Annotated in this window: 22 protein-coding genes; 9 read left to right on the top strand and 13 right to left on the bottom strand. The window is 62.0% G+C overall.

Annotated elements, in window-relative coordinates:
* Positions 1-2: 2 nt before the first annotated feature.
* Positions 3-563, bottom strand: coding sequence for a DUF1802 family protein (locus N3J91_11560; protein ID MCX8157065.1), 561 nt, complete (start codon positions 561-563; stop codon positions 3-5).
* A 211-nt stretch (positions 564-774) separates the two neighbouring features.
* On the opposite strand from N3J91_11560, the gene N3J91_11555 reads away from it, so the two are divergent.
* Complete coding sequence (locus N3J91_11555; GenBank protein MCX8157064.1) at positions 775-2,613, top strand: type IIA DNA topoisomerase subunit B; 1,839 nt, start codon at positions 775-777, stop codon at positions 2,611-2,613.
* A gap of 33 nt (positions 2,614-2,646) precedes the next feature.
* On the opposite strand, the gene N3J91_11550 is transcribed toward N3J91_11555, so the two are convergent.
* Positions 2,647-3,921 carry a Gfo/Idh/MocA family oxidoreductase gene (locus tag N3J91_11550; GenBank protein MCX8157063.1) on the bottom strand — a complete coding sequence of 425 codons (1,275 nt, stop codon included), beginning with the start codon at positions 3,919-3,921 and terminating at the stop codon, positions 2,647-2,649.
* A 256-nt stretch (positions 3,922-4,177) separates the two neighbouring features.
* On the opposite strand from N3J91_11550, the gene N3J91_11545 reads away from it, so the two are divergent.
* The 4 genes from N3J91_11545 to N3J91_11530 all read left to right on the top strand — a co-directional run bounded on the left by N3J91_11545 (position 4,178) and on the right by N3J91_11530 (position 7,760).
* On the top strand, positions 4,178-5,380 hold the full coding sequence (locus N3J91_11545) for a glycoside hydrolase (protein ID MCX8157062.1): 1,203 nt from the start codon (positions 4,178-4,180) through the stop codon (positions 5,378-5,380).
* A gap of 90 nt (positions 5,381-5,470) precedes the next feature.
* Positions 5,471-5,803: a hypothetical protein gene (locus tag N3J91_11540; protein MCX8157061.1), complete on the top strand. Its 333-nt coding sequence runs from the start codon at positions 5,471-5,473 to the stop codon at positions 5,801-5,803.
* Positions 5,804-5,939: 136 nt separating this feature from the next.
* A complete protein-coding gene (locus N3J91_11535) occupies positions 5,940-6,641 on the top strand; it encodes a type II secretion system GspH family protein (protein MCX8157060.1) in 702 nt (233 codons plus the stop codon).
* Positions 6,642-6,722: 81 nt separating this feature from the next.
* Positions 6,723-7,760 carry a choice-of-anchor M domain-containing protein gene (locus tag N3J91_11530; protein ID MCX8157059.1) on the top strand — a complete coding sequence of 346 codons (1,038 nt, stop codon included), beginning with the start codon at positions 6,723-6,725 and terminating at the stop codon, positions 7,758-7,760.
* Positions 7,761-7,776: 16 nt separating this feature from the next.
* On the opposite strand, the gene N3J91_11525 is transcribed toward N3J91_11530, so the two are convergent.
* The 7 genes from N3J91_11525 to N3J91_11495 all read right to left on the bottom strand — a co-directional run bounded on the left by N3J91_11525 (position 7,777) and on the right by N3J91_11495 (position 13,893).
* The gene (locus tag N3J91_11525; GenBank protein ID MCX8157058.1) at positions 7,777-8,178 is read right to left on the bottom strand and encodes a hypothetical protein; all 402 of its coding nucleotides are present in this window, start codon (positions 8,176-8,178) and stop codon (positions 7,777-7,779) included.
* A 10-nt stretch (positions 8,179-8,188) separates the two neighbouring features.
* Entirely contained in the window at positions 8,189-9,136 is a 948-nt protein-coding gene (locus tag N3J91_11520) for an aspartate carbamoyltransferase catalytic subunit (GenBank protein ID MCX8157057.1), read from the bottom strand.
* Positions 9,137-9,154: 18 nt separating this feature from the next.
* Positions 9,155-9,688: a bifunctional pyr operon transcriptional regulator/uracil phosphoribosyltransferase PyrR gene (pyrR, locus tag N3J91_11515; protein MCX8157056.1), complete on the bottom strand. Its 534-nt coding sequence runs from the start codon at positions 9,686-9,688 to the stop codon at positions 9,155-9,157.
* Between the two features lie 109 nt (positions 9,689-9,797).
* Complete coding sequence (locus N3J91_11510) at positions 9,798-10,043, bottom strand: DUF4032 domain-containing protein (GenBank protein MCX8157055.1); 246 nt, start codon at positions 10,041-10,043, stop codon at positions 9,798-9,800.
* Positions 10,044-10,210: 167 nt separating this feature from the next.
* Positions 10,211-11,101, bottom strand: a complete 891-nt coding sequence (gene sucD / locus N3J91_11505; protein ID MCX8157054.1) for a succinate--CoA ligase subunit alpha — start codon at positions 11,099-11,101, stop codon at positions 10,211-10,213.
* A gap of 30 nt (positions 11,102-11,131) precedes the next feature.
* On the bottom strand, positions 11,132-12,337 hold the full coding sequence (gene sucC, locus N3J91_11500; protein MCX8157053.1) for an ADP-forming succinate--CoA ligase subunit beta: 1,206 nt from the start codon (positions 12,335-12,337) through the stop codon (positions 11,132-11,134).
* 347 nt (positions 12,338-12,684) lie between these two features.
* Positions 12,685-13,893, bottom strand: a complete 1,209-nt coding sequence (locus N3J91_11495; GenBank protein ID MCX8157052.1) for a glycoside hydrolase family 71/99-like protein — start codon at positions 13,891-13,893, stop codon at positions 12,685-12,687.
* Positions 13,894-14,271: 378 nt separating this feature from the next.
* Between N3J91_11495 and N3J91_11490 the strand changes: the two genes are divergently transcribed.
* The gene (locus N3J91_11490; protein MCX8157051.1) at positions 14,272-15,537 is read left to right on the top strand and encodes a patatin-like phospholipase family protein; all 1,266 of its coding nucleotides are present in this window, start codon (positions 14,272-14,274) and stop codon (positions 15,535-15,537) included.
* Positions 15,538-15,601: 64 nt separating this feature from the next.
* On the opposite strand, the gene N3J91_11485 is transcribed toward N3J91_11490, so the two are convergent.
* The 4 genes from N3J91_11485 to N3J91_11470 form a co-directional block, all read right to left on the bottom strand.
* On the bottom strand, positions 15,602-16,018 hold the full coding sequence (locus N3J91_11485) for a response regulator (GenBank protein ID MCX8157050.1): 417 nt from the start codon (positions 16,016-16,018) through the stop codon (positions 15,602-15,604).
* A 15-nt stretch (positions 16,019-16,033) separates the two neighbouring features.
* Positions 16,034-17,242: an HDOD domain-containing protein gene (locus N3J91_11480; GenBank protein ID MCX8157049.1), complete on the bottom strand. Its 1,209-nt coding sequence runs from the start codon at positions 17,240-17,242 to the stop codon at positions 16,034-16,036.
* A 93-nt stretch (positions 17,243-17,335) separates the two neighbouring features.
* Complete coding sequence (locus N3J91_11475; GenBank protein ID MCX8157048.1) at positions 17,336-20,473, bottom strand: efflux RND transporter permease subunit; 3,138 nt, start codon at positions 20,471-20,473, stop codon at positions 17,336-17,338.
* 12 nt (positions 20,474-20,485) lie between these two features.
* Entirely contained in the window at positions 20,486-21,745 is a 1,260-nt protein-coding gene (locus tag N3J91_11470; protein ID MCX8157047.1) for an efflux RND transporter periplasmic adaptor subunit, read from the bottom strand.
* 155 nt (positions 21,746-21,900) lie between these two features.
* Between N3J91_11470 and N3J91_11465 the strand changes: the two genes are divergently transcribed.
* From N3J91_11465 to N3J91_11455, 3 genes are read left to right on the top strand one after another with little or no spacing between them, the layout of a single operon-like run.
* On the top strand, positions 21,901-23,367 hold the full coding sequence (locus N3J91_11465; protein MCX8157046.1) for an AAA family ATPase: 1,467 nt from the start codon (positions 21,901-21,903) through the stop codon (positions 23,365-23,367).
* Positions 23,364-23,720, top strand: coding sequence for a hypothetical protein (locus N3J91_11460; protein ID MCX8157045.1), 357 nt, complete (start codon positions 23,364-23,366; stop codon positions 23,718-23,720). Before N3J91_11465 ends, N3J91_11460 begins: the two co-directional genes overlap by 4 nt.
* An 8-nt stretch (positions 23,721-23,728) precedes the next feature.
* Entirely contained in the window at positions 23,729-25,600 is a 1,872-nt protein-coding gene (locus N3J91_11455) for a response regulator (GenBank protein MCX8157044.1), read from the top strand.
* Positions 25,601-25,619 lie beyond the last annotated feature (19 nt).

Below are 25,619 nucleotides of genomic sequence, written 5' to 3'. Positions count from 1 at the left end.
TATCAGGATTGCAAAGCGGCGTGCAACTGCTGCACCCGCGCGGCAAATTCCGCATCGCTCAGCACGGGCATGGCCCCGTCGGTGGGCAGGTCCCGCTCCAGTTCTATCCATGACTTGCACCCGGCATAAGCGGGCAACACCGGCAGCTCCACCGGCGCCGGCAGGCGGTTGATTCGCACCAGCAAGACGTAGATGCCCGCTTCCCGGCCCCACTCGTAGCGGCTGGCAATCACTTCGTCCCGCCAAATGTGTTGCCCGGACAGCTTGCGGGCCTCCTCCAGCGTGTCCAATTTTCGCCACCCCGTGAGTGTGGCAAATCCCTCTATGCGCACGCGGTCCGCCGGCGGCCAGGATTTGGCCAGCTCATCAAAACGTGCCTGCGCGGCGGGCACCACAGATTCCCGCTGCTGATGAAACTGCGTCGGGAAAAGCCAGAATTGCTCATGCTCCGGCCGGAATCCCCCCCGTCCCTCGGCGATGCCCCCCTTGCGCAAGATAATGATCTGTTCCCCGCGCAAAAGCGCATCCGTCACAATCGCCCATTCTTTGAATGCTACACGCACGGCACGAGCTTAGCAAAGCCGCCCCCCTCCCGCAACCCGGCAACTGGCATCAAGCGGCGAACCAATCCACCGGCCCTATATGTGGGGGATTGCGGGCTGACTCCCCTCAACTTATAGGGGACACGCCCTTTAAGGGGTTGATTTATCTGCGGGCCAGGATTAGGTTGTGCCTCGGATGCAGATCCGGCCTTCCCAGCCGGCGCACGGGACTATGGCAGAATCTAAAAGCAACAAGCACGTGTATGACGAGAGCAAAATCAAGACGCTCTCGTCCTTGGAGCATATCCGGCTGCGCACTGGCATGTACATCGGGCGCATTGGCACCGGCGCGCATTACGATGACGGCTGTTACATCCTCATGAAGGAGGTCATTGATAATGCCGTGGACGAGTACATCATGGGCTATGGCAAGGAAATCCAAATCACCTTGGAGGACAAGAAGGTCACTGTCCGCGATTTCGGCCGGGGCATCCCCCTGGGCAAATTGGTGGACTGCGTCAGCACCATCAACACAGGGGCCAAGTACAACGATGACGTGTTTCAGTTTAGCGTGGGGTTGAACGGGGTGGGCACCAAGGCGGTCAACGCCCTCTCGCGCCATTTCCTGGTGCGCAGCCACCGCCAGGGCGAATTTGCCGAGGCCGTGTTCAAGCAGGGCAAACTCAAGCAGCAACGGGAGGGCAAATGCCCCGGCGAGCCGGACGGCACGCTGGTCACCTATGAAGCGGACCCCGAGATTTTCAAGGATTACGAATACCGGCTTGAGCACATTGAGCACCGGCTTCGTCACTACAGCTATTTGAATCCGGGACTGCGGCTGGTTTTCAACGGCAAGGTCTTTCAATCGCGGCACGGCCTGCTGGATCTGGTGATGGAGGACCTGCGCTCGGATGGCGCCGAGCCGCTCTACCCTCCGCTGCACTACAGCAGCAAGACACTGGAATTTTGTTTCACCCACACCAACAGCCGCTATGGCGAAACGTTTTATTCCTACGTCAACGGCACCTACACCAGCGACGGCGGCACCCACTTGAGCGCCTTCCGCGAAGGCCTGCTCAAGGCCGTCAACGAATACAGCAACGGCAAGTTTGACGGTGACGATGTGCGGGAGTCCATGGTGGGCGCCATTGCCATACGCCTGAAGGATCCAGTCTTTGAATCCCAGACTAAAAACAAACTGGGCAACACCGAAATCCGCAGCGAGCTGGTCAACAAGGTGCGCGAGGAGCTGCTGCACTTTTTCAACCGCAACAAGGAAATCGCCGATCAGATCGTCGCCAAGGCCACCGACACCCAGCAGTTGCGCAAGGAATTGCAGGAGGTCAAAAAACTGGCCCGCGAACGCGCCAAGGCCATCAGCCTGCGCATCCCGCAGCTCAAGGACTGCAAGCACCACCTCGACCGCAAGCGCGGCAAGGGCGAGGACACCATGATTTTCATCTGCGAGGGCCAGTCCGCCGCCGGCTCCATCACCAGTTGCCGGGATGTGAACACCCAGGCCGTCTTTGTCCTGAAAGGCAAACCCCTGAATGTCTGGGACCTGAAGCGGGACGTGATGTATAAAAATGACGAGCTGTATAACCTCATGCAGAGCCTGAATCTGGAGGACGGCATCGAGGGCCTGCGCTACGGCAAAATCATCCTGGCCACCGATGCGGATGTGGACGGCCTCCACATTCGCAATTTGATGATCACCTATTTCTTCCGCTTCTTCGAGCCGGTGGTGCACGAAGGGCGGTTGTACGTCCTGGAAACGCCCCTCTTTCGCGTGCGCAACAAACAGCGCACCCTCTACTGTTACAGCGACGCCGAGCGGGACCAGGCCATCGCCGAGCTGGGGGGCAAGCCGGAAATCACGCGCTTCAAGGGACTGGGCGAAATTTCTCCGGCCGAGTTCAAGCAGTTCATCGGCAAGGACATGCGCCTCAGCCGCGTGGAGCACGCCCCGCGCACCGAGGCCGCCGGCATCTTCACGTTCTACATGGGCAAAAACACGCCCGAACGCAAAGATTACATCATGGAAAAACTGGTGGTCCCGGTGGAGGATTAAACCTGCCGCGTGCGCCCAACCGCCCGCGTGACATCACACCGTGGGCGCCCACCCCGGCCGATATTCGCGCTGCCACAATTTCATGGCCGCGGCGTCATCCACAATGCGGGCCGCGGCGGCGTCATAACGCAACGTGCGCCCCACCCGCCAGGCAATGTTGCCCAAGTGACACAACAAGGCGCTCTTCTGCGCTTCGGCAATGTCGCTGGTGAGTTTGGCCTCGCCTCGAATCGCGTCCAAGAAATTCCCCATGTGCAATTTGTCTGTGGCCGGGCCGCTGCCCTTCCCGATCTCCACCCCCTTGAGATCCAAAACGCGGTAACCCGCCCCCTCAAAAATCATCGAGCCTTTGTCGCCATAGAAATGCACCAGGCCAAATTTTTCCGTGGGCCGCGGATGGCAACTGCTCCATTCCCACGTGGCATAACTCGACCCAAAATCATACGTGACCACGCCGGTATCCGGCGTCTCCTGATCATCGTGGAAATGATACCTGCCGCCGGTGCAGGCCACCTGCCGCGGCGCATCCACCCCCAGCCCCCACCGGGCCAGATCGAGGTAGTGCACGCCGTTGTTACCCAGCTCCCCATTGCCCCAGTGCCACATCCAATGCCAGTTGTAATGCACCAGATTGTCCTTGTAGGGCCGCTCCGGCACCGGCCCCTGCCACAACTCATAATCCAGCCATGCGGGCACCGGCGCCGGTTGCCCCCGGCCTATGCTGCCGCGGCTGTTGGTGTACCAGCAACGCGCGGTGATGACGCGGCCAATGGCCCCCTCCCGCAGCCTGGCCATGCCTTCAATAATGCCCGGAAAACTGCGCCGCTGGTTGCCCATCTGCACCAGCCGCCCATATTTGCGCGCGGCGGCCACAATCAACTGGCTTTCCTGCGCGGTGCCGCTGCCCGGTTTTTCCACATACACATGCTTGCCGGCGGCACAGGCCATTACGGTGGCCGGCGTGTGCCAGAAATTGGGGGCCGCAATAAACAAGGCATCCAGGTTTTTATCCTCCAAAATCTTCCGCACATCCTTGTGCCCTTGCAACCGTGCTCTGGTTTGCTTTTCCACCGCCTCCGCCGCCCGGTCTATGCGGCGGCTGTCAACATCGCACAACCAGGCGATTTCCACCCCCGGCAGCTCCAGCAAGGCGCGGACATGATCATAACCCCGGCCCAGGCCCATCACCGCCACACGCAAGCGGCGATGCGGAGGATTGTCCGCGGCCCAAAGCGAAAACGTGCTCAACGCAGCCATACCGGCGCCCGTGGTGTGCAAAAACCGGCGGCGATGCATGGGATGTCTCATGCCCGCATTCTAAAGGGCACACCATCGGGTGGCAATCAGGAATCCCCCCGCCTCGTACCCGCCCAACAAATTGCCTCTGCCCTGCAGGGTCTCGTCCCACCACACGAATCGGTTTTCTCCACCTCACCGCCGCTCCCAAAGCGCCTGAGGGCGTTGATGAAAAGCAACCGCCTCCCGGCAGCGGGAGCCATGAGAGGAAGTTGACCCGTCTCTTGGAGACTGGCAAAGTCGGGTCATCACCAATCCATTGCCGCACATGAACAACACTAAACTGCCTGGCCGGCAAGTCACCGGCCTTGGGCTGATCCTCCTCGCGGGATCCTCCTGGCTTGCCATCCACCTGTGTTCGGCGGCCATGCCCGATTCATCGCTGCCTGATTCCTTCTGGCGCGTCCCCGTCTTCACCAGCGGCCAGGACGGCTACCACACCTATCGCATCCCGTCCCTGGTGGTGGCAGCCAATGGGGATTTACTGGCCTTCGCCGAGGGCCGCCGACAGGGAGCCAGTGACGCCGGCGACATTGACCTGGTGCTCAAGCGCAGCCGGGATGGCGGCCGCACCTGGTCCACCACGCAGGTGGTTTGGGACGACTCCACCCACACCTGCGGCAACCCCTGTCCGGTGCTGGAGCGCCAGACCGGCCGTCTCTACCTGCTGATGACCTGGAATCGCGGAGAAGATCGGGAGGCGCAAATCATTAATCAGACCAGCAAAGACACCCGCCGGGTCTTTGTCACGCACTCGGATGACCACGGCCTGACCTGGGCCGCGCCGCGGGAGATCACCCCTCAGGTCAAGCCCACCAACTGGACCTGGTTTGCCACCGGCCCCGGTGCCGGCATTCAGTTGGAAAAAGGCCCCGCGCGCGGAAGGCTGGTCATCCCCTGTGATCACATTGAGGCCGGCACCAAACAATACTACTCGCATATCATCTATTCTGATGACCGCGGCCAAAACTGGAAATTGGGCGGGCGCACTCCCCAGCCAAACGTGAATGAATGTGAAGTGGCGGAATTAAGTGACGGGCGCCTCCTGCTGAACATGCGCAACTACAATCGCAGCCAGCCCACCCGCCAAATCGCCTTCAGCAGTGACGGCGGTCTGACCTGGACCGGGCAGCAGCACGCGCCCGAATTGATTGAACCCATCTGCCAGGCCAGCCTGCGGCGGCTCTCCTGGCCTCAAGGCGAAACGCCGGGGGTGCTCTTGTTCAGCAATCCGGCGAGCACCAACCGCCGGGAGCGCCTTACCGTGCGCGCAAGCGAAGACGACGGCCGCTCCTGGCCGTGGGCGCGGGTGGTGGACGATCGCCCCGCCGCCTACTCCTGCCTGGCCGCGCTGCCGGACGGCTCCGGCGCCCTGCTTTACGAGGCGGGCGACAAGAATCCCTACCAGGCCATCTTTTTCGCCCGCTTCCGCCTGGGCTGGTTAAAATCCACGGCCAACCAAGGCCGGTAAGCAATTCCAACAGCACCGTCCCGGCCATCGCCAACCGCGAGGGGCCGCCCTATTGCTCCCGGTTGAGGTTTATGTTATAAGTTATTTGTCATGCTTCAACAACGCCATGACCGACAGCCGGCGCGGCCATTGTGGAAAACCACAACGGGCGCAGTGATGATGGCGTTGTTTTCGCTGCTTCTGGCCGCGAGCCTCAGCCGGGAAATCCATCATTTCTTCCACACGGATGCACAAACTCCGGGCCATCATTGCGTGGCCACCCAAATGGCCGCCGGGCATCTACTCGAATGCCCGGATGTTGCCGTGCTGATCCGGCCGTTATGCCAGACTCCTTCCATTGTTTGCTTCATTGATTTTCACCGTCCTGCGGCAGGCGATATCCGCCTGATGCCGGAACGTGCCCCGCCCTCCCCGTCCGCCTGATTTCCGGCGGCTCCAAGCCCACTTCTTTCTCAGGGCCTTCATGTCGTCCCAAGAGGTGCCGGCTTGGAGATATTCTCACCATGAACTAACGCGGTAAAACCGCCTCCGCGTCCTGATTAATAATGGCGGTCAAAAAATGACTTTTGCACTCAGCCATCGCGACGGGCAGGGCCGTCCGAACCGGCGGGGGTTCACGTTGATCGAGCTGCTGGTGGTGATGGCGATTATCGCCATCCTCGCCAGCCTGATGTTGCCGGCTCTGGGCCGCGCCAAGGGCAAGGCCAAGGCGGCGCATTGCCTGTCCAATCTGCGGCAGATCGGTTTGGGCATTCAGATGTATGCCGAGGACTTTGACGGTTACGGCCCCACCACCTCCCATGGCGGGCAAACCAACCGCTCCTGGATACATCTGTTGCGCCCTTATATTGCCACGGACAAGGTGCGCGTCTGCCTGGCCGATCCCCACGGGCAGGAACGCATCGAGCGCCAGGCCTCCAGTTATATTCTCAATGAATATACCTCGGTGGATGCCCTTGATCCATTCGGTATGCCGCTGCCCCATGAGCCGTCCTACCGCAAGCTCACCGCGCTGCCCAAACCGTCGGAGACCTTCACGGTGTTTGAGGCGGCCGATCAACTGGGCCACAGCACCTACAACGATCATACGCACTCCCGCAACTGGAACAACTGGAATGCCGTCATCGCGGATATTCAACCCGACCGGCATCTCCAGGCGGCCAATTACCTCTACGCCGATGGCCACGTGCAGAGTCTTAAAGCCAGTTACCTGAAAGCGCTGGTGGATCGGGGCATCAACTTTGCCAAACCGCCCCGCTAATCTCCGGCGTCCTGAAGCACCAACATCCCTCTGAAAAAAGGGACGTCCCCCAGGACGTCCCCAACCTGAATAATTGAAACTATGAAAACTTGGATTCCTACCACCCTCCTGGCCCTCTGCTGCGCCAACTTTGCCGCTCAGGGTGCCTGTTTCCACCTCACCACCGAACACGCCGATCTCCGGGTCACCTACACCCCCGGCGCCCAGCCACCGCTCGGCCTGGTCTTTTATAGTGAGGCGCTGGAATCAGGCTTTGCCACCAATGAAATAACCATCGTGGGCGCAGAACAGGCCCGCTTGACGCTTCCTCCCGGCACACCTTTTGGCCCGGCGGGAGCCTCCCTCTGGGTGCTGCCTCAGACCGCCCAACCCGGCCTTCCTTTGCTGGGCAGCAGCGGGGAGGGCGTGCCGGCCGGCGTGCTGGCCAATAATCGCATGGAAATCCGCCTCGTGCGCGTCGAAGGACCAGGCCATTTCCTGCTCTGGCAGACCCTGGGGCCGGGGCAGTTCAATATCCTGATGGACAGCCGCGACGGCATCACCGCGGCGGATGTCACCTCCATCGAAGTCGAGGCGCACAAACATCATGCGTGGGGATTTACCACCTCGGGCCTTTACCGCCTCACCTTTCAGGCCGTCGGCACTTTGACGGGGCAGTCGCAACCCACCCTGAGCGCCGAGCACACCTTCCTCTTTCACCTCCTCCCGTTGCGGCCGTGGGAGAACTGGCAGGCGACCCACTGGCCATGCGAGTGCAATCCGCAGCTCATCGGGCCGGCCGCCGACCCGGATGGCGACGGCCTGGTGAATCTGGCCGAATACGCCCTGGGCACCAATCCGCATCTGCCCGAGACGCAACCACGCCCGCAAGCCACCGTGGTCTGGCACCAGGGCCAGCCCTACGGCGCATTAATCTTTCAACGCGCCCGCCATGCCACAGACCTGGTATGGCAGCCTGTGGTCAGCGCCCAACTGCGCGGTGGAGCTTGGGACACCCTCATGCAAGTTCACCATATTGAGGACTTGGGCGAGTCAGAGCGGGTGACCCTGCGGGACACCCAGCCCCTGCGCGTTACGGCTCAACGTTGGTATCAGTTGCGGTTGCAACTCTCGCCGTGACGCAGCGGCCTGCGCCTCAAGGGGCGCTCCCCTCCCGCCATTGGAGGACGCGCTCCTCGATGAAGGCCAGCGGACCGCCCGCCTGGTTGATGGCTGCAAGCCACTGGGCCATTTTTTCGGGGGGCGCTTCCGCCCGCTCCACGCGTGCTTCCGGGGGGAGGTTTTGCAGGAGCTGAACGATCTCGCCCATCGTGCCAAAACAAAACAGGCAGCGGTCTGAGGATTCCTGGACCAGCGGATGCAGCAGGCTAATCCACACCCCATCGCGCCGCAACAGATAGATTTCCTCCCGCTGTTGCGGATCCTCCGCGTCAATCGCCGTCTGGGTCACAATAAACGGGCCCAGGCGGCGATTTTGCGGATGCAAATCATACACCCGGCAGGCCTTATAGTCATTGGTCAGTGCCATGACGAGCACTGGGAGCAGGCTAATTTACCGCCCCCAATTCCTGCGGCCCCTGACCGCCGTTGATCAGATAGAGCACCGCCATGCGCACCGCCAAGCCATTGTTCACCTGATCCAGAATGACCGAGCGCTCGCTGTCGGCAATCCAGCTCTCAATCTCCACGCCCCGGTTGATGGGACCGGGATGCATGATCATCGCATCCGGTTTGGTCAGTTTGAGCCGTGCGCTGTTCAGCCCAAACAGGGCGGCATATTCCCCCGTGCCGGGAAACATTGTCTTGCGCTGCCGCTCGTGCTGAATCCGCAGCAGGTTGAGCACATCCGCCTCGCGGATGGCCTCCTCCAGATGGTACGTCACCCGGCACCCCATGCGCTCGAACTGCCGCGGCACCAGCGTGCTCGGCCCGCACAACGTCACCTCCGCGCCCAGTTTGGTGAGCAGCCAGATGTTGGACCGCGCCACGCGGCTGTAAAGAATATCGCCCAAAATGGTCACCTTCAGGCCCTCAATGCGGCCCTTTTTCTCCAAAATGGTGAATGCATCCAGCAGCGCCTGCGTGGGATGCTCATGCGCGCCGTCGCCCGCGTTGACCACACTGGCCTGCAACACCCGCGCCAGAAAATGGGGGGCGCCGGCGGCGCTGTGCCGAATGATGATGATATCGGTGTTGAGCGCCTCCAAATTGCGCGCGGTGTCTTTGAGTGTCTCCCCCTTCTTCAAAGAGGAAGCTTCCGCCGTGAAATTGATCACGTCGGCGGACAGGCGAATCGCCGATAGTTCAAAACTGGTCCGCGTGCGGGTGGATGGCTCCACAAACAGGTTGACCACCGTCTTCCCCCGCAGCGCCGGCACCTTCTTGATGGCCCGCTCGCCCACCGCCTTGAAGGCGCGGGCGGTGGCCAGGATGTGGCGGATTTCCTCCGCCGTCAGACTCTCGATGTCCAGCAGGTGTTTCCGGGTCCAGGTCATAGGGCGGCTCAGGTTGTGCTAAGGCCTGATAAGATATACTGCATCTTCACCGCCCTGGTCGTCCAGCCGCATTTCTATGTGATCCTTGGGCGCAGTGGGCACGTTTTTACCCACGAAATCGGCCCGGATTGGCAGCTCGCGGTGTCCCCGATCCACCAGCACGGCCAGTTGCACCTTGCGGGGCCGGCCAAAATCCGCCAGCGCATCCAGTGCCGCCCGCGTCGTGCGCCCGCTGTACAGCACGTCATCCACCAGCACCACCACCTTGCCGGTGATGTCGCCGGGGATATGCGTGGGATGCACATGCGGCGCCAGCCGCTGATCCAGATCATCCCGGTGCATGGCCACGTCCAATGTGCCAACGGGCAGAGAACGACCCAGTTCCTTTTCCAACAGCCGCGCCAGCCGGCCGGCCAACGTCACCCCCGTCCGCTGCACCCCCAGCAGCACCAGGTCCTTGCAATCCCCGTTGCGTTCAATGATCTCGCGCGCCATGCGCTTCAACGCGCCGGCGATCTCTTTGCTGTCCATCAATAAATGTTGTTCCGCCATAGCAATTAACAATTCGGCTGCCCTGTTGTACCTTGTTCTGGAAACGGGTGAAAAAGGAGCCGGCCTCCTCCCTCCTGCCGGCGGCGGGCGGGGAAATGCCCTCAGCGGCTCACTGGTCCCCGGCCGGTTTTTCCTGGGGTTGTTGCGCCGCCTGCCGGCTCTTGCGCCACTTGGAGCGATGTTTTAAGACCCAGTCCGCCAGCGCGCGCTCAAACCCAATGTCGTAGCCCGCTTTTTCCGACTCATACCATTTGTGGCGTAAAATCTCCTCCCGTTCGAGCTGAAACTCCCGGTAAAGCGCCGAGTTTTTCTCAAGCTCTTTGGGCGTCAAGGTGCCTTTCGGATCAGCGGGCATACATTCGCTTTACCGAGATAATTTAACACGCTCGTAAACAAAACAACAGAAAAATTTCACCCCCGCCCCCGCCGCTGCCCACTTCGCCTGAAGCGGCGGGCTGGCGCAAATGATTTTGCGCCAGCCACTTGAAACAGCCCGGCCGGTATCAAGGCTCCCAATGCTGCCTACATCATTTTGAGCAACGTTTCGGCCATCTCCGAGGGCGTCGGCGCCACCCCAATACCGGCTTCCTTGAACGCGGCAATCTTGGCGGCTGCCGTCCCTTTGCCGCCACTGATGATGGCCCCGGCATGGCCCATGCGCCGTCCCGGCGGCGCCGTGGCCCCGGCGATGAAGCCAGCCACCGGTTTTTTGCAGTGCTGCTTGATCCACGCGGCCGCCTCTTCCTCGGCGCTGCCGCCGATCTCGCCGATCATGATGATGCCGTGGGTCTCCGGATCTTCATTGAACATTTTGATGATGTCCAGGTGGGAAGTGCCATTGACCGGATCCCCCCCGATGCCCACACAGGTGGACTGGCCCACCCCGCGGCAGGTCAGTTGCCACACCGCCTCATACGTCAGGGTGCCACTGCGCGAAACCACGCCAATATGGCCCTTCTTGTGAATGTACCCGGGCGCAATGCCGATGCGACATCCCCCGTGGGAGTCCTTGCCCGGCCCCGGCGTGACAATGCCCGGGCAATTCGGCCCAATCAAGCGCGTGGGCTTGCCTTGCATGGCCGCCTTGACCTTGACCATGTCATTGATCGGAATGCCCTCCGTAATGCAGACCACCAATTCCAGCCCGGCATCCACTGCCTCCAGAATGGCATCCGCCGCAAAGGCTGGCGGCACAAAGATGGCCGAGACCTTGGCCCCCGTGGCCCGGGAGGCCTCGGCCACGGTGTCAAATATCGGCACCTTGTTGGCAAACATTTGTCCGCCCTTGCCCGGGGTCACACCGGCCACCACCTGGGTGCCGTAATCAAGGGACAACTGGGCATGCCGGGCGCCAAAACTGCCGGTAATGCCCTGAATGATGATCTTCGTATCGGGTTGAATCAAAATGGCCATAACAATTCAAATCTTTGCCGGGTTGATGCTTCAGTTCTTCAAACAGCCCACCACTTTTTGGGCGGCATCGGCCATCGAGGTGGCCGGGATCAGAGACAAACCGGACTCGGCCAGTTTTTTGCGGCCCAAGTCGGCATTGTTGCCCTCCAGCCGCACCACCAGCGGCAGCCGCAGGCCGGTCTCGCGGACCGCGCCAATGACCCCCTCGGCAATCGTATTGCAGTCCATGATGCCGCCAAAGATGTTGATGAGAATGGCCTTCACGTTGGGATCGCTCAAAATGATCTTGAACGCCGCCATGACCTGCTCCTTGCTCGCGCCGCCGCCCACATCCAGGAAGTTGGCCGGCATGCCGCCATAATGTTGGATAATATCCATGGTGGCCATGGCCAGGCCGGCGCCGTTGACCATGCAGGCGATGTTGCCATCGAGTTTGATGTAATTCAGATTGTACCGGCTGGCCTCCGTCTCCAGGGGCGATTCCTCGGCGAAATCCCGCATGGCGGCCACGTTCTCATGCCGATACAACGCATTGTCATCGAACCCGATCTTCGCATCCACACACACCAGGGCCTCCTTGCCCTCCGGCGTTTCCACGATGCACAGCGGATTGATTTCCACCAGGGAGGCATCCAGGCTCCAATAAGCCCGATATAAACTGGTAAACAACTTGGCCCCGGCGCCGATCAAGTCCCCTTTCAATCCCAAGGCCACCGCCACTTTACGGCCCTGGTAGGGCATCATGCCCACCATCGGGTCAATGGTCTCTTTGAAAATCTTTCCCGGCGTTTTGGCCGCCACTTCCTCAATGTCCATGCCTCCTTCCGTGGAGGCCATCATGATGGGCCGGCCCTGGGCACGATCCAACAAGGCCGCCAGATAAAATTCTTTCTTAATTTTCGCCGCTCCCTCCACCAAGAGGGTATTCACCACGCGGCCCTCCGGCCCTGTTTGTTTTGTGACCAGGGTGTTGCCCAACATGGCCCTGGCCCGCTCAAACGCCTCCTCCGCGCTCTGCACCACCTTCACCCCGCCCTGCAAGCCATTCTTGAAAACGCCTTTGCCGCGGCCGCCGGCGTGAATCTGAGACTTGACCACCACCGCCCGATAACCGGCGTCCAGCAGTTTTTGTGCGGCGGTGCGAACCTGCTCAGGGGTTTTACAGGGCTCACCCGGTGGTACGGCCACGCCGTATTGGGCAAGCAATTGCTTGGCTTGGTATTCGTGTATGTTCATCCGACAAGGGTTGGTTTTGAGGGGTTAAGGTTAAAGTCAGAATTTGACCGGGGGGTCAAATGACGTTGGGCCACACAGCGCCCCGGCTTTCTGAGGGTAAAAAAGCCCGCCCCGCGTGCCCAATGCCACAATTTCATATCCAAACAACGCGCCAGCTTGAGGACTGGCGTGGACTGCATCTTGACGAGGGGCCGCCAGAGCGTCAACGGTTTTTCGATTTTTCGCGCAAACCCCGTTGCTTGGCGCCCCCTGTGGGGGCCGAGCCATCCCGCGTCTGACCGGGTTGGCCGATGACCTCTCCAATCAGAGCACCGAAAAGGGCCACTGCCAGGCCGGCGAAAAACCGGTCACCGATTGAAAAGCAGGGACTCTGTGAGCGGCAGCTCGCCGCGCAGCATGCGCGCCGCCGTCCCCACCAGGCGCAGGTAAAAATCGCTTGGCAGGCCTTCGTAAGTCACAAACGGCGATGCCCCCACCGGCGGATCATTGGTGACCTTGAAAATGGCCGTCCCTTCATCCACCTCGTCAAACATCGCCTGGTAAGCCATCGTGGCCCCCATGCGTTTTAACTCGACATATTGCGCCCAGAGGAAGCGGCCACCCAGGCGCGGTATTTGATTCAAGGGCGAGTTGGTACGCATGTTGTGCCAACTGAACCCCGGAAACACCACCGGCAGGTAATCCTTGCCGTTGGCCTGGCACCACTGCAGGTCCGGCTGCCAGCGGCGTGCCGCGTGGCGTTTAACCCCGGCAAGGTCGGCATAACGCCCCACCGTCCACGGACTCACAATATCCCCGGCTTTGATCACCTCATGCATCAGGGCATCATTCACGCAATCCTGGTCCAGGGTCCGCCAGCCGGTCGGCACCCCCAGCAGCACGGTGCAGTTGCCCGCCACCGGATCCGACTTCAGAAATCGGATTAAATCCAGCCCCTCCGCCAGCGTATAACGCCGGCCGTCGTTAAAACCCAACCCCCAGACCGCCACCACTGGTTTGCCACGATGATGCAAATAGGCGGGATCCTGCGTAATGCGCATCCGGGTCACCAACAGCCGCCAGTCCTCCATGACCCGCGCCATCTGGCCGGTTCTCATGCCCGACAAATCATACATCACCGCGTAAGCGCGGCCGTGGAGGTTGGCGCCTTCGCGGCAGTGGTTGAGCACCACATTGAAGTGGCGCAGACCGCGCGGATTAAACACCTCCACCGCAAAACGCTGCGCAAACACCCCGTCAATGCCGTATTGCTTCATCCACGCAAAATGCCGCAACACCGTCTTGCGATTGAATGAACTGAACACCTCGGCAACCCGTCCGTCCGCGTGGCGAAATGGCGTGGGATAACGCTCATCCGGATCCATCTCGGTCATGTCCGGCCACATGTCAATCGTGCAACTGCCCGGTTGAAAGCCCCGGCGGCCCTGCCAGTGGTAGAAGCCCCGCCCGCTGCCGTCCCCCTCGGCGGCGAACCATCCCTGGTAACCACACAGCACCTTGCCGTTCATGGTCTGGGTGTCCACGCCTTTGTTGGTGGGGCCACGATAGGGGCTCATCGTCCGCTCAACAATCTCCTCCCGGCTCATATCGGGCGTGCCCCAGTCAGAAGAAGGGGCAGCACCGGCGACACCCAGCGCCAAAAAAAGGCACAGAAGGCTTACACCCCCCGACCAAAGCCATATCCTGCTCATCATGGACTTCATGGCACGAGTCTAGCGCAAGGCCGGTGGGCCTGAAACTTTTTTCCATCCTGCCGATTTTGCGCTCATGGAACAGTGTGATCTCGTGCCGTCCCCGCACCCCCAGTTGAGATTTTACCTCACGTGAACGACTGCACACTTGACAGGTCACAAGGGGCATGACGAAGTGCTGTTGTGTTAATCAACCCGCCCACCACCCCGCCATCACCCTCACGCGGGCCACGCCGGAATGGCTTGCGCCTGTGGCTCGCAGGTTTGCTGGTCTGTCTGCTGCTCGTTGTGGGCAGCGGTTGCATGACCTACCGCCCGCGCAATGCCCCTCCGCCCGAGAAAGAAGCTTATATTCGCATGCCCGGCTTTCAGCAGGAAATCCGCACGTGGGGGGATGTGGAAAGCGTGAGTTTCCGCCGAAGCATGGTGGCTGCTTTTGCTGCAGAATTTAAGCAAGAAAATTCCTCCTCAACCAATCACACCCCCATTTCTTGTGACATTCTGGCCATCTCTGGCGGCTCCGCCAATGGCGCTTTTGGGGCCGGCTTCCTCACCGGCTGGAGCCAGACCAAAAAACGCCCCAAATTCAAGGTGGTCACCGGCATCAGCACCGGGGCCTTGATGGCGCCCTTTGCCTTTCTGGGAGAAGAATATGACGGCAGAATGTCGGAATGTTACACCAACATAACCACCAAAAAGATCTTTCTGTTGCACCTCCTGGATTTTCTGAAGATGTGGACACGGGATCATGCCGCCAGCACCAAGCCCCTCCGTCAAATGGTGTACGAGCAATATGATGAACTGCTGATTCAGCGCGTGGCCGACGAGCACCTCAAGGGCCGCCGGCTGTTTGTCGGCACCACGGCCCTGGACGCGCAGCGACCGGTGATTTGGGATTTGGGGGCCATTGCCGCCAGCGGGCACACCAACCGCTCCACCCTTTTCCGGGAAGTGCTGCTGGCCTCGGCCGCCATTCCCGTGGTGTTTCCTCCTGTTTATCTGAATGTGGAAGCCGATGGCCGCCGCTATGATGAAATGCACGTGGACGGCGGGCTGATCAATCAGGTGTTCATCTATGACGCTGTCTGGGATGCCCTCAAGACGCTGCCTCCCGACATGCAACAACGCTTGAAAGTGCGTTTGTATGTCATTCGCAACAGTCACCTCACCGCCGACTGGCAGGAAGTCCCCGCGCGCCTGGTGCCGATTGCCAAACGCTCGCTGGATACCATCGTCAAAAGCAACAGCTATGGGGATTTATTCCGTCTTTACGTCCGCACCCGGGAGCATGGTGCCCAGTTTTTTTTGACCGCCATCCCCAACGACCATCCCCTGCAACGCAAGGAGGAATTTGACCAGCAGGCCATGACACAACTTTATGAGCGGGGATTTAACCTGGTCAAGGATTCGGGCGATCACGCCTGGATTACCAGTTTCGACGGCCCGCCGGGCGGGGTGGAGTTCTATCAACCCACCCCCTCAAAAACCACCCCCCCAAAGGCCCGATAAGTGCCGAGGGAAAGTTGCCGGCCTTGCTCTGGAATCTGGCTGAATGCCGCGAGTCCCCGCGGCGTTAATCATGGTTTTGGGCTCCCTCTTCGGCCAGCCGCAGGCGCGCCTGCAACATGGCAAAGATGGCCAGCCAGCCATCGCCCGACCTTGGCTTTTCCAAAAACATTTCCGCCCCGTGCCGCAGGCAGGCCTCTTCCCGCCCCGGCGGCGCATCCCCACTGATGGCGACAATCATCAGGTGGGGATGACGCTCATGCACCTCCCGGATGAAAGCCAGCCCCCCGGGCCCCGGCATGCAGACATCGGCAAGCAGCAAATCCACCGGCTGGCGTTGCAACAAATCCAAAGCAGCGCGCGGGCTGGCCGCCGTGTGCACCTGCCAGGTGCCGTCCGCCAACTGCTCCATGATCATGCCAATCAACTCCAACAGCACCGGGTCATCATCCACAATCAACACCTGATGACTCCGCGGAGGCATGGCAGCACCAATGCATTACGCCGCCGAAAGCACTTCCCTGGCCAGTTGCCGCCAGGCCGGCAAACGCTCTTTCCAGCCGGCGGCCTCCAGACATTTTTGGGTGGTCTCCGCCACTGTCCCGGCCTGTTCCCCGGAGGCCTCCAATTCGTGGCAAAGCCAGTTGGCGGCCGCCACCGCCGAGAGCGGACAAAACGCCCGATCCAGCAACCAACCCGGCGCGTGATGCAAAATCACCGCCTCCACAATATCCAGCGGCAGCCCCCACACGCCCAGCAGCGCCGCCCCCACCTCGGCATGGGAGGCGCCAATCACCTGCTCCTCGGCCGCACAATGGCTGAGCGACTGTTCCCGCGCCAGCCGCATCGCCCGGCTGTACTCCTCCGGCAGGTTGGCCGCCAGCACCAGTTTGCCCAGATCATGCAACAACCCGGCGGTGAACGCTTCGCTCACCACCCTGGCCTCGGCCCCCTCCTCGCGCGCCAGGGCCTCCGCCAGCCGCCCCACAGCCAGGGAATGCCGCCACAGGCCCTCCACGGAGAAATCGCGGCTGTTGATGTTTTCAAAGTAGGAGAAACTATGCGCCAGCAGCAGCAGCGACTTGGTGGTTTCGGTGCCCAGGACCTGCAAGGCCTCCAGGGCGGTGGTGACCTGGTATTGCAAACCGAAGGCCGCCGAGTTGGCCACGCGCAGCAGTTTGGCGCTCATGGAAGGATCCTTGGCGATCAGCTCTCCCACCGCGTCCAGCGTACTGTCCGGGGACTGCAGCTCGCGCACCACCCGAAAATAAATCTCCGGCGGGCTGGGCAGCTTGTGCAGCCGCGCCAGGATTTCCGGCAGGCGCTCGCTGGGCATCCATTGGCGCAAGGTCAGCGCCCGCACCAGCGCCGTTTTGAGCACGTCCGGCGGGCAGGGATGCGGCAGCAACTGATGCATGGCCGTCACACTCTTGGCCAGCGTGCGGCGCTGGGCCAGATCCGCAGATAAAAATCGCAGCGTGCGCGGATGCTGTTGCTGAACCAATGCCAGCAACTGCAGGCCGTCGCCGCCCTCCAGCGACATCTCGGCCACCACGGCATCAAAGGTCTCCCCCTCCTTCTGAAGGGCCGCCCGGGCGGCGGCGGCATCCGCCACCGCAATCACGCTCCACGGACCGCCGGGCAACGCCTCCGCATCTCCCGTCCCTATTTCCGCCGGCCAGGTTTTGCCTGCCAAGAGTATGCGCATAAGTTGAAATACAGGCCCCCGTGCTGGGGGAGTGCCACGGCCACTGTAATGAATCAAGAAACCCTTGTCCAACCGGGAAAAAGACGCCCCGGCCTAAGCCCCACCCCCCGCCAGGCGCCGCTTCAACCATCGTCCAAAGTCGTCCAGCCACGAATACACCACCGGCGTCACCACCAGGGTGAGCAGCAGGCAAAGCGTCTGCCCCCCGATGACCACCACGCCGGTGGCCCGCCGCTCCTCGGCCCCCGGACCGGAACCCAGCACCATGGGAATCATGCCGGCCACCAAGGTAAAGGTGGTCATGAGAATCGGGCGCAGCCGGTCCCGGTTGGCCTGCAAAATGGCCGCCATCGGCTCCAGGCCGGCGGCGCGAAGCTGATTCATGTGATCAATCTGCAAAATGGCGTTTTTCTTGACCACCCCAAACAGGACCAAAATGCCCAAGGCGGAGTACAGGTTGATCGTCTGATCCGTGGCCCACAGGGACAACAGGGCAAACGGCACCGACAACGGCAGGGAGAGCAGGATGGTGAAGGGATGCACCACGTTCTCAAACTGGGAGGCCAGGATGATGTACATCAGGATGACCGAAAGGGTGAACGCCCAGATGAATTCTTTGAAGGTGGTCTCCAGCTCCCGGGCCCGTCCGGAGACCCGGGTACTGTAGCCGGGCGGCAGATTCATTTTGGCCACTTCGGCCCTCAGGGCGGCGATGCGATCCGCCTGCGCAAACCCCGGGGCCACCTGGGCGCGCAGACTGACCTGCCGCTGGCGATCCAGCCGGTCCACGCGCGACACGGTGGCATGGGCCTCCAGGCGCACCACATTGTCCAGCCGCACCAGCCGGCCCTGGGCGTCCGGCACAAACAAACGCGCAATGGTGGTGGCATTGGTGCGATCCGCCTCACTTAATCGCACCTGCACATCGTAATCCTCGTTGATGGTGGTATCATGAAATCGCGATACCCGTTCGTCCCCGCCCACCATGATGCGCAGCGCCTCGGCAATGTGCTCGGTGTCCACCCCCAGCCGCGCCGCGCGGTCGCGGTCAATCTCCACCCGCAGCTCCGGCTTGTCCAGCTTGAGCGTCGTGTCGGCGTCCAGCAGCCCCAGCTCCGGCGCCTTCAACCGGAGGCGCTCCGAATATTCCGCCAGCACATCCAGCTCCGGACCCAACAACGCAAAATCAATGTCAAAGTTGGGCCCGCCGATGCTGAAAGTTTGCGGGTTGCGCACCGAGATGCGCACGTCCTGCAACTGGCGCAACACCCGCCGCACCTGCTGCATGACATCCCGCTGGGAGTAGTTGCCCTGCCAGGCGCGCCACGGCGGCCATTGCAACAGCCGCTTGAAACTGAACACGCGCTCCTCGTGCGGCGCCAGGCGCACATAAAACCGCGCATTGTTCACGCCCCCGAATCCCCCGCCGCCCACACTGGTCAGCACCAGCCGAATGCCCGGCACCTGCCGCAACAGCCCCTCCGCCTCTTCGGCCACCTTGACCATCGCCGGAAAACTTGTCCCCTCCGGCGCCAGCAGGCTCACATCAAACTCGCCTTCGTCCACATTGGTGGGAATGTACTCCTGCCGCACCATCTGGTAAATCGGCACCGAGGACGCCACCACCACGGTGGCCAGCACGACGGTCCACACCCGGTGCCGCAAGGCCCACGCCAGCAGGGCGGTATAATGCCTGTCCAGCCACCCGTAGAAACCCCGGCGCGATTTCGGCCCCTCCTCCCCCTCCCGCCCGGCGGCGCGCAACAGCCGCGCACTCAGGGTGGGCGTCAAGGTGAAGGCCACCAGCAGGCTCACCAGCACCGCCACGGCTGCCGTCAGCCCAAATTGATAGAGGAATCTCCCGGAGATGCTCGACATGAAGGAGACCGGCACAAAGATCACCACCAGGCTGAACGTCGTCGCCATGACCGCCAGCCCAATTTCCCGGGTCGCCTCGCGCGCCGCCTCAAAGGGGTGCAGCTTTTTCTCCTCCACAAATCGGAAGATGTTTTCCAGCACCACAATGGCATCATCAATCACAATGCCCACCATCAGCACCAGGGCCAGCATGGTCACGCTGTTCAGGGTGAAATTGAGCGCCTTCATCATGCCAAACGTCGCCACCACCGAGGCCGGAATGGCCACCGCGGCAATGAGGGTCGCCCGCCAGTTGCGCATGAACAACAACACCACCAGGCTGGCCAGAATGCTGCCCACCACCAGATGCCGCTGAATCTCATGCAAGGCCGCGTAGATGTACCGCGATTGATCGCGGATGATCTCCAGGCGCACATCGCCGGGCAGCAGCGCCTGCACCTCCTGCAGGCGTTCCTTGACCCCTTCAATGACCGCCACGGTGTTGGCCCCGGTCTGCCGCATCACTTCCAGCGTGACGGTGGGCACGCCGTTGAGCCGCGCCAGGGTGCGCTGCTCCTTGGTGCCGTCCTCCGCCCAGCCGATGTCCCGCACGCGAATGGGCGAACCGTTGCGCGTCGCCACCACCAGCTCATTAAAGGCCTTCGGATCCGTCAACCGCCCCATCGTGCGCAACGTGGACTCGCGCACCGGCGTGGTCACCAGCCCGCCCGGAATGTTGGCATTCTGCCGCTCCACCGCCTGACGCACGGCGGTGATGGGAATTCGATAGGCCGCCAGCCGGTCGGCGTCCACCCAGATGTTGATGCTCCGCTCCAGCCCGCCGATGACGTTGACCTCCCCCACGCCCAGGGAGCGCTCGATCTGTTTCTTGACGATTTTATCCGCCAGCTCCGTCAGCTCGCGCTGCGAACGATCCCCCACCAGCGCAATGGTCAACACCGGCGAGAGATCATTGTCCGCCTTGGTCACCACCGGCGGGTAAATATCCCGGGGCAGATTCCGCACCACGCGCGACACGCGGTCCCGCACATCCTGCGCCGCGGCATCAATGTCGCGCGACAAATCAAACGTCACGATGATGAATGACTGGCCCAGGCCGCTGACCGAGCGCAGCTCCTTGATCCCTTCGATGGTGTTGATGGCCTCCTCCAGCGGCTGCGACACCTGGGTTTCCATTTCCACCGGCGACGCCCCCACCAGCCGTGTGCTCACCCGCACGGTGGGCAAATCCACCGAGGGAAACCGGTCCACCCCCAGATGCAGGTAGCCCGCCACCCCCACCACAAAGAGGGAGAGGATGATCATCGAGGCAAAGACCGGCCGCCGGATGCAGATTTCCGCCAGTTTTTGCATGGCCTCCTCCGCTTACGAACGCGGCCCGCCGGTCCCGGCCGGGCGGTTGGTTTGCACCGCGTCCCCCGTGCGCAAATTGCCCGGCCGCAGCACCACCGGATCGCCGGCTTTCAAGCCGTCGAGGATCTCCACCCAGTCCGGCCCCCGCCGGCCGGTCACCACCACGCGCTCCCGCGCCTTGCCCTCCTGCACCGTGACCACCTTTTCCAGCCCTGCAAACACCACCAGGGCCTCCGCCGGCACCGCCAGCCCCGGCTCGTTGGCGTCCACCACCACCTCCGCCCGCACAAAGGCGCCGGGACGCAACACCCCCCCGCCCCGCACGTCAGCCTCCACCATCAACATGCGATTCATTTCCGAGATGCTGGGACTGAGGCGCGTGAGGGTGGTTTGATGCACATTGGTGCTGCCCTCCACGCGGAACCGCACCGGCTGGCCCGGTTGAATGCGGGCGGCCTCGCGCTCCGGCACCTCCAACCGCAGGCGGAGCACTTCTGTCCGCACCAATGTCACCACCGGGGCGCCGGCCCCCAAATACTCGCCCAAGCTCGCCTGGCGCGCCTCCACCACGCCATCAAAAGGGGCCAGCAGCCGGGTGTCCTCCAACTGCTGGCGCGCAATTTCCAGTTCGGCCCGCCGCTGCGCCAGCGCGGCCTGATTGATGCGCGCCTCCTCCTTGGCGGCCATGAGCCGGTTGGAGGCCACGTTGAACTCCGCCTGCGTCTTGTCAAATTCCGCCTGCGACGCCACGTTTTGCCGCACCAACGATTGCACCCGCGCAAACTGCCGCGCCGCCTCCTCGAAAATCGCCGCCGCCACCCGCACCTGCGTCACCTCTTCCACCCGCGTCACCTCATCGTCCCCTGTGGGGGACAGCCCCAGCGCGGCGCGGGCCTGCATGACGGCCGCCTCCACCTGGCGCACCTTCAACTCATAATCCCGGGGATCCACCCGCGCCAGCAAGTCCCCGCGCCGCACCACGCTGCCCAGGTCCACCGGCAGCTCCACCACGCGCCCCGGCACCTTCGCCGCCAGTGTGCTGCGATCCAAGGCCGCCAGGCTGCCCGTCACCAGCACCACTCTTTCCATCGGACGGGGGGTCGCCACTGCCCAGGCCACCGTACGCACCGGCCGCGCCGCGGCCACTTTGCCCTCTCCTTTGCCCTTCCCGGCTTCTCCTCCCCCGCCGGTCCGCCCTTCCGGGCTGCACGACACGGCGCCCAGGGCCAGTGCGAGGATGGCCCCGGCCAAACCACGGCTGAAACACTTCATTGATGGCATTGTGTTTAAATCCCCCCCTCGCTGGCCAGCCGAAAATGCTGCCGCTCCCGCCCCGCGGCCCGCTGCGCCGGTCTGCGGACTCCATGATCGGCTGATAAAAATGTCTAAAGCCTTGAAATTAGACATTCCTTGAGGAAAATTGCCTTATGCAAACATCCCCACGGCTTTCCACCGGCGTCCCCGGACTTGATCATTTGTTACAGGGGGGCCTGCCGGCTCAAAAATCCTACCTGCTGCGCGGCGGGCCCGGGGTGGGCAAAACCACGCTCGGGCTGCAATTTCTGCTCGCCGGCGCCCGCCAGGGAGAATCCGTCCTGTTCATTTCCCTCGAGGAACCCGAGGAGAAAATTCGGCGGGATGCGGCGGAGCGCGGATGGGATTTGTCGGCGGTGCACTTTTTGGATTTGGGCCCTTCCTCGGAGTTTTTCCAAAAATCTCTGACCTATGACATTTTCTCACCGGCCGAGGTGGAACGCGATCCGTTGACCCGCAAAATCATCCAACAATTGCAGCACCTCAAACCGGCCCGCGTATTTCTGGATCCCCTGACTCAATTTCGTTACCTCGCAACGGATCTTTTTCAATACCGGCGGCAGGTGCTTTCCTTCCTGCGCTTCCTGAATGAACAGGGAACCACGGTGCTTTTCACCTCCGAAAGCTCGGCGGAAGCACCGGATGAGGATTTGCAATTTTTGAGCGATGGCATCCTGCAACTCGAGCGCGGCCCCCATGGCGTCAACATCGAGGTGCGCAAAATGCGCGGCTCAGATTTTGCCCCCGGCCCGCACACGGTAAAAATTAACGCCCAAGGGCTGCATGTGTTCCCCCGCCTGGTCCCCGAGGCTCATTCCCGGCCGCACACCCGGGAGACCATGGCCTCGGGCATTGCCGAGTTGGACCGGCTGCTGGGCGGCGGCCTGGAACGCGGGACCATCACCTTTATCTCCGGCCCCTCGGGCGTGGGCAAAACCACGCTGGCCATGCAACTGGCCACGGCCATGGCGCAGAAAGGCGAGCGTGCCATGGTGTACAGTTTTGAGGAGGAGATTGACATCCTGCAAGGCCGGTGCGAAGCCGTCGGCATGCGCCTGCGCTCCTTGCAGGACGCCCGACGGCTGGAACTGCGGAAAATTGAACCGCTGCACTACACCCCGGCCGAATTTGCCGCGATCGTGCGGGAAGACGTGGAGCAGCGGCAGACCCGGATTGTCCTGATTGACAGCGCGGAAGGGTTCAAGCTCTCCCTGCAGGGGGAGGATCTGGTGACCCACCTGCATGCCCTCTGCAAATATTTGCAACACATGGGCGTGGTCATCCTGGTGATTCTGGAAACCCATTCCCTCCTCGTGCAGGGCGGCGCCACTGACATCCGCGCCAGTTACATGGCGGACAACCTGATCACGTTGCGATTTGTGGAAATCGCCGGCGAAATGCGGCGCGTCATTGGGGTGCTGAAAAAACGCCTGAGTGACTTCGAAAAATCCTTGCGCGAATTTGCCGTCACCCCTCGCGGCATTTACATCGGCCCGCCGCTCAAGGAATTTCGCGGCCTCCTGACTGGCGTGCCGGAATGGCAGGGCGACGCCGCGCCGCCCATTGCCCCCGCCCCATGAAAGCGCTGCTGATGATCGCCGCGCTCCCGGGCAATCGAGAGGTGGTTTCTCAACTGCTGGCGGAGCGCGGACTGCCGTGTTTGACGGCCGCCAACGCCAGAGAAGCGGAGATGCAGTTGCATGCCCAGCAGGGGGTCGCGTGCGTAGTAGTGGACGCCACGGGATTCACCGCGGAGCTGCTGCAGGTGTGCCAGCGCATCGTCGAGCAACACATCCCGCTGTATTGGATTCTTCCTTCCGCCCCGCAGCCAGGGGCCCTGGCGCCGCCCCCCGGGGCGGCCGGCGTGTGGCACAAGCCCCTGGCCCTGCAACCCTTCCTGGCCGCCGTGCGCGGCTGTCTGGAATCGTCCTGATTTGTCTTATGGCCACCATCCTGCTCCTCCTGGAAAACCCCGAGAACCTGCGGCTGCTGGCCGAAGAATTGCAGCCGCGCCACGAAGTGCTCGCGGGACGGCAGGAGGCCCTCCTGTCGCCGACGGTGGACCTGTTGATAATTGATGGCCCGTTCTTAAGCCGGCTGGAAGAGGTGATCCGCCGATGGAAAAACCATCAGCCGTACAACTGCCTGCCAGTGCTCCTGGTCACCACCCGGCCGGATGTGGGACTCGCCACGCGGGCCTTGTGGAAGACGGTGGACGAACTGATTCAGTCGCCCATCGAAAAAGTCGAGTTGCATGCGCGCGTGGAAAACCTCCTCCTGCAACGCCGGTTGTCCCTGGACCTCCACCGCTCGGTTGTCCAACACTCCCCCCTGAGCATCATGGTGTTGGATGCGGACGGGAAACTCTGCCTGTGGAATGCCTCCGCCGAACGTCTGTTCGGCTGGCCGGTCGTCGAAGTGCTGGACCGGCCGCCGCCCCTCGTGCCGGATTCGGAGCGCCACGTTTTCGATGAACTGGTGCGGCGGGTCCTGCGTGGGGAGACCTTTCGAGAGTTTGAGCTGCACCTGCAAAAACGGGGCGGCGAGCTGGTGGAGGGACTGGTTAGCGCCACTCCCCTGCGGGATGTGGAGCAACAGGTCTCTCATGTGCTGCTCAGCTTTCTGGAGCTCACCGCGCTGCGCCAGGCCGAGGCTGAAAAGAAAAAGATGGAGGCCGAGCTGGTGCAGGCGCAGAAAATGGAGGCGGTGGGACGCCTGGCCGGCGGGGGGGCGCACGATTTCAACAACATGCTCTCCGTCATCATGTCCACCGCGGAGATGGCGATGGAGGAGCTCCCGGCGGACCACCCGCTGCGCGGGGATTTGCTGGAAATTCACCATGCCGCGCGGCGCTCCGCCGACCTCACCTCCCGCCTGCTGGCCTTTGCCCGCAAACAGGTCATCCACCCCAAAGCCCTGGACCTCAACAGCGCCATCAACAACACCCTGAAAATGCTCCAACGCCTGATTGGAGAAGATATCAAACTGACCTGGGAGCCCGGCCCCAACCTCTGGCCGGTGTTCATGGACCCCGGCCAGTTGGACCAGATTCTGATGAACCTGGCCGTCAACGCCCGCGATGCCATTCAGAATGTGGGCCGCATCACCATCGCCACCGAGAATTTCACGGCCGACGATTCCTTCTGCCAGATGCACCAGGATGCGCGGCCGGGCGATTATGTGCGGCTCAGTTTTGCCGATAATGGATGCGGCATCCCCCCGGAAGTCAAAGCGCGCATCTTTGAACCTTTCTTCACCACCAAGGAGCCGGGCAAGGGCACCGGCATGGGGCTGGCCACAGTGTTTGGCATCGTGAAACAAAACCAGGGCGTGATCAGCGTCTATAGCGAACCCGGCCTCGGGACGGTTTTTCGCATCTATCTTCCCCGGCACCAGGAGAAAGGCGAGCCCGAAACGGCTGCCCCGCCCGTCGCGGCGCCGCATGGCCATGAGACCATTCTGTTGGTGGAGGATGAACCCTCGCTGCTGAAATTAACCAGGGCCATGTTGGAAAGACTGGGATACAAGGTCTTGAGCGCCGCGCGCCCCCAGGAGGCCCTGCGCCTGGTCAACGACCATCCGGGCGACATTCATCTGGTCATCAGCGACGTCATCCTGCCGGAATCGTCTGCTCTGGAGATGGTGCAGAAAATCCAGGAACTCCGCCCCGGCGTGCGCTGCCTGTACATGTCCGGCTACACCGCCGACATCATGTTGCAACGCGGCATGCACGACAAAAATGTGATCTTCCTCCAAAAGCCCTTCACCCCCCAATCCCTGGCAGCCAAAGTACGCGAGGCCCTGAGCGCGTAAGCCGGCCCTGCCACGCCGA

It is taken from the genome of Verrucomicrobiia bacterium, assembly GCA_026414565.1.
Lineage (GTDB): Bacteria > Verrucomicrobiota > Verrucomicrobiia > Limisphaerales > Fontisphaeraceae > Fontisphaera.
Note: the sequence above shows the minus strand (reverse complement) of the source record. Positions and strands in the feature narration are given on the sequence as shown.

Excerpts from the sequence above, each read along its gene's own strand:
- N3J91_11535 (MCX8157060.1), top strand. The coding sequence starts at position 5,940 with ATGACTTTTGCACTCAGCCATCGCGACGGGCAGGGCCGTCCGAACCGG.
- N3J91_11550 (MCX8157063.1), bottom strand. The coding sequence starts at position 3,921 with ATGAGACATCCCATGCATCGCCGCCGGTTTTTGCACACCACGGGCGCC.
- sucD (MCX8157054.1), bottom strand. The coding sequence starts at position 11,101 with ATGGCCATTTTGATTCAACCCGATACGAAGATCATCATTCAGGGCATT.
- N3J91_11520 (MCX8157057.1), bottom strand. The coding sequence starts at position 9,136 with ATGACCTGGACCCGGAAACACCTGCTGGACATCGAGAGTCTGACGGCG.
- N3J91_11495 (MCX8157052.1), bottom strand. The coding sequence starts at position 13,893 with ATGAGCCCCTATCGTGGCCCCACCAACAAAGGCGTGGACACCCAGACC.
- N3J91_11455 (MCX8157044.1), top strand. The coding sequence starts at position 23,729 with ATGGCCACCATCCTGCTCCTCCTGGAAAACCCCGAGAACCTGCGGCTG.
- N3J91_11465 (MCX8157046.1), top strand. The coding sequence starts at position 21,901 with ATGCAAACATCCCCACGGCTTTCCACCGGCGTCCCCGGACTTGATCAT.
- pyrR (MCX8157056.1), bottom strand. The coding sequence starts at position 9,688 with ATGGCGGAACAACATTTATTGATGGACAGCAAAGAGATCGCCGGCGCG.
- N3J91_11460 (MCX8157045.1), top strand. The coding sequence starts at position 23,364 with ATGAAAGCGCTGCTGATGATCGCCGCGCTCCCGGGCAATCGAGAGGTG.
- N3J91_11555 (MCX8157064.1), top strand. The coding sequence starts at position 775 with ATGGCAGAATCTAAAAGCAACAAGCACGTGTATGACGAGAGCAAAATC.
- N3J91_11545 (MCX8157062.1), top strand. The coding sequence starts at position 4,178 with ATGAACAACACTAAACTGCCTGGCCGGCAAGTCACCGGCCTTGGGCTG.
- N3J91_11485 (MCX8157050.1), bottom strand. The coding sequence starts at position 16,018 with ATGCCTCCGCGGAGTCATCAGGTGTTGATTGTGGATGATGACCCGGTG.
- N3J91_11540 (MCX8157061.1), top strand. The coding sequence starts at position 5,471 with ATGCTTCAACAACGCCATGACCGACAGCCGGCGCGGCCATTGTGGAAA.
- N3J91_11480 (MCX8157049.1), bottom strand. The coding sequence starts at position 17,242 with ATGCGCATACTCTTGGCAGGCAAAACCTGGCCGGCGGAAATAGGGACG.
- N3J91_11510 (MCX8157055.1), bottom strand. The coding sequence starts at position 10,043 with ATGCCCGCTGATCCGAAAGGCACCTTGACGCCCAAAGAGCTTGAGAAA.
- N3J91_11470 (MCX8157047.1), bottom strand. The coding sequence starts at position 21,745 with ATGAAGTGTTTCAGCCGTGGTTTGGCCGGGGCCATCCTCGCACTGGCC.
- sucC (MCX8157053.1), bottom strand. The coding sequence starts at position 12,337 with ATGAACATACACGAATACCAAGCCAAGCAATTGCTTGCCCAATACGGC.
- N3J91_11475 (MCX8157048.1), bottom strand. The coding sequence starts at position 20,473 with ATGCAAAAACTGGCGGAAATCTGCATCCGGCGGCCGGTCTTTGCCTCG.
- N3J91_11530 (MCX8157059.1), top strand. The coding sequence starts at position 6,723 with ATGAAAACTTGGATTCCTACCACCCTCCTGGCCCTCTGCTGCGCCAAC.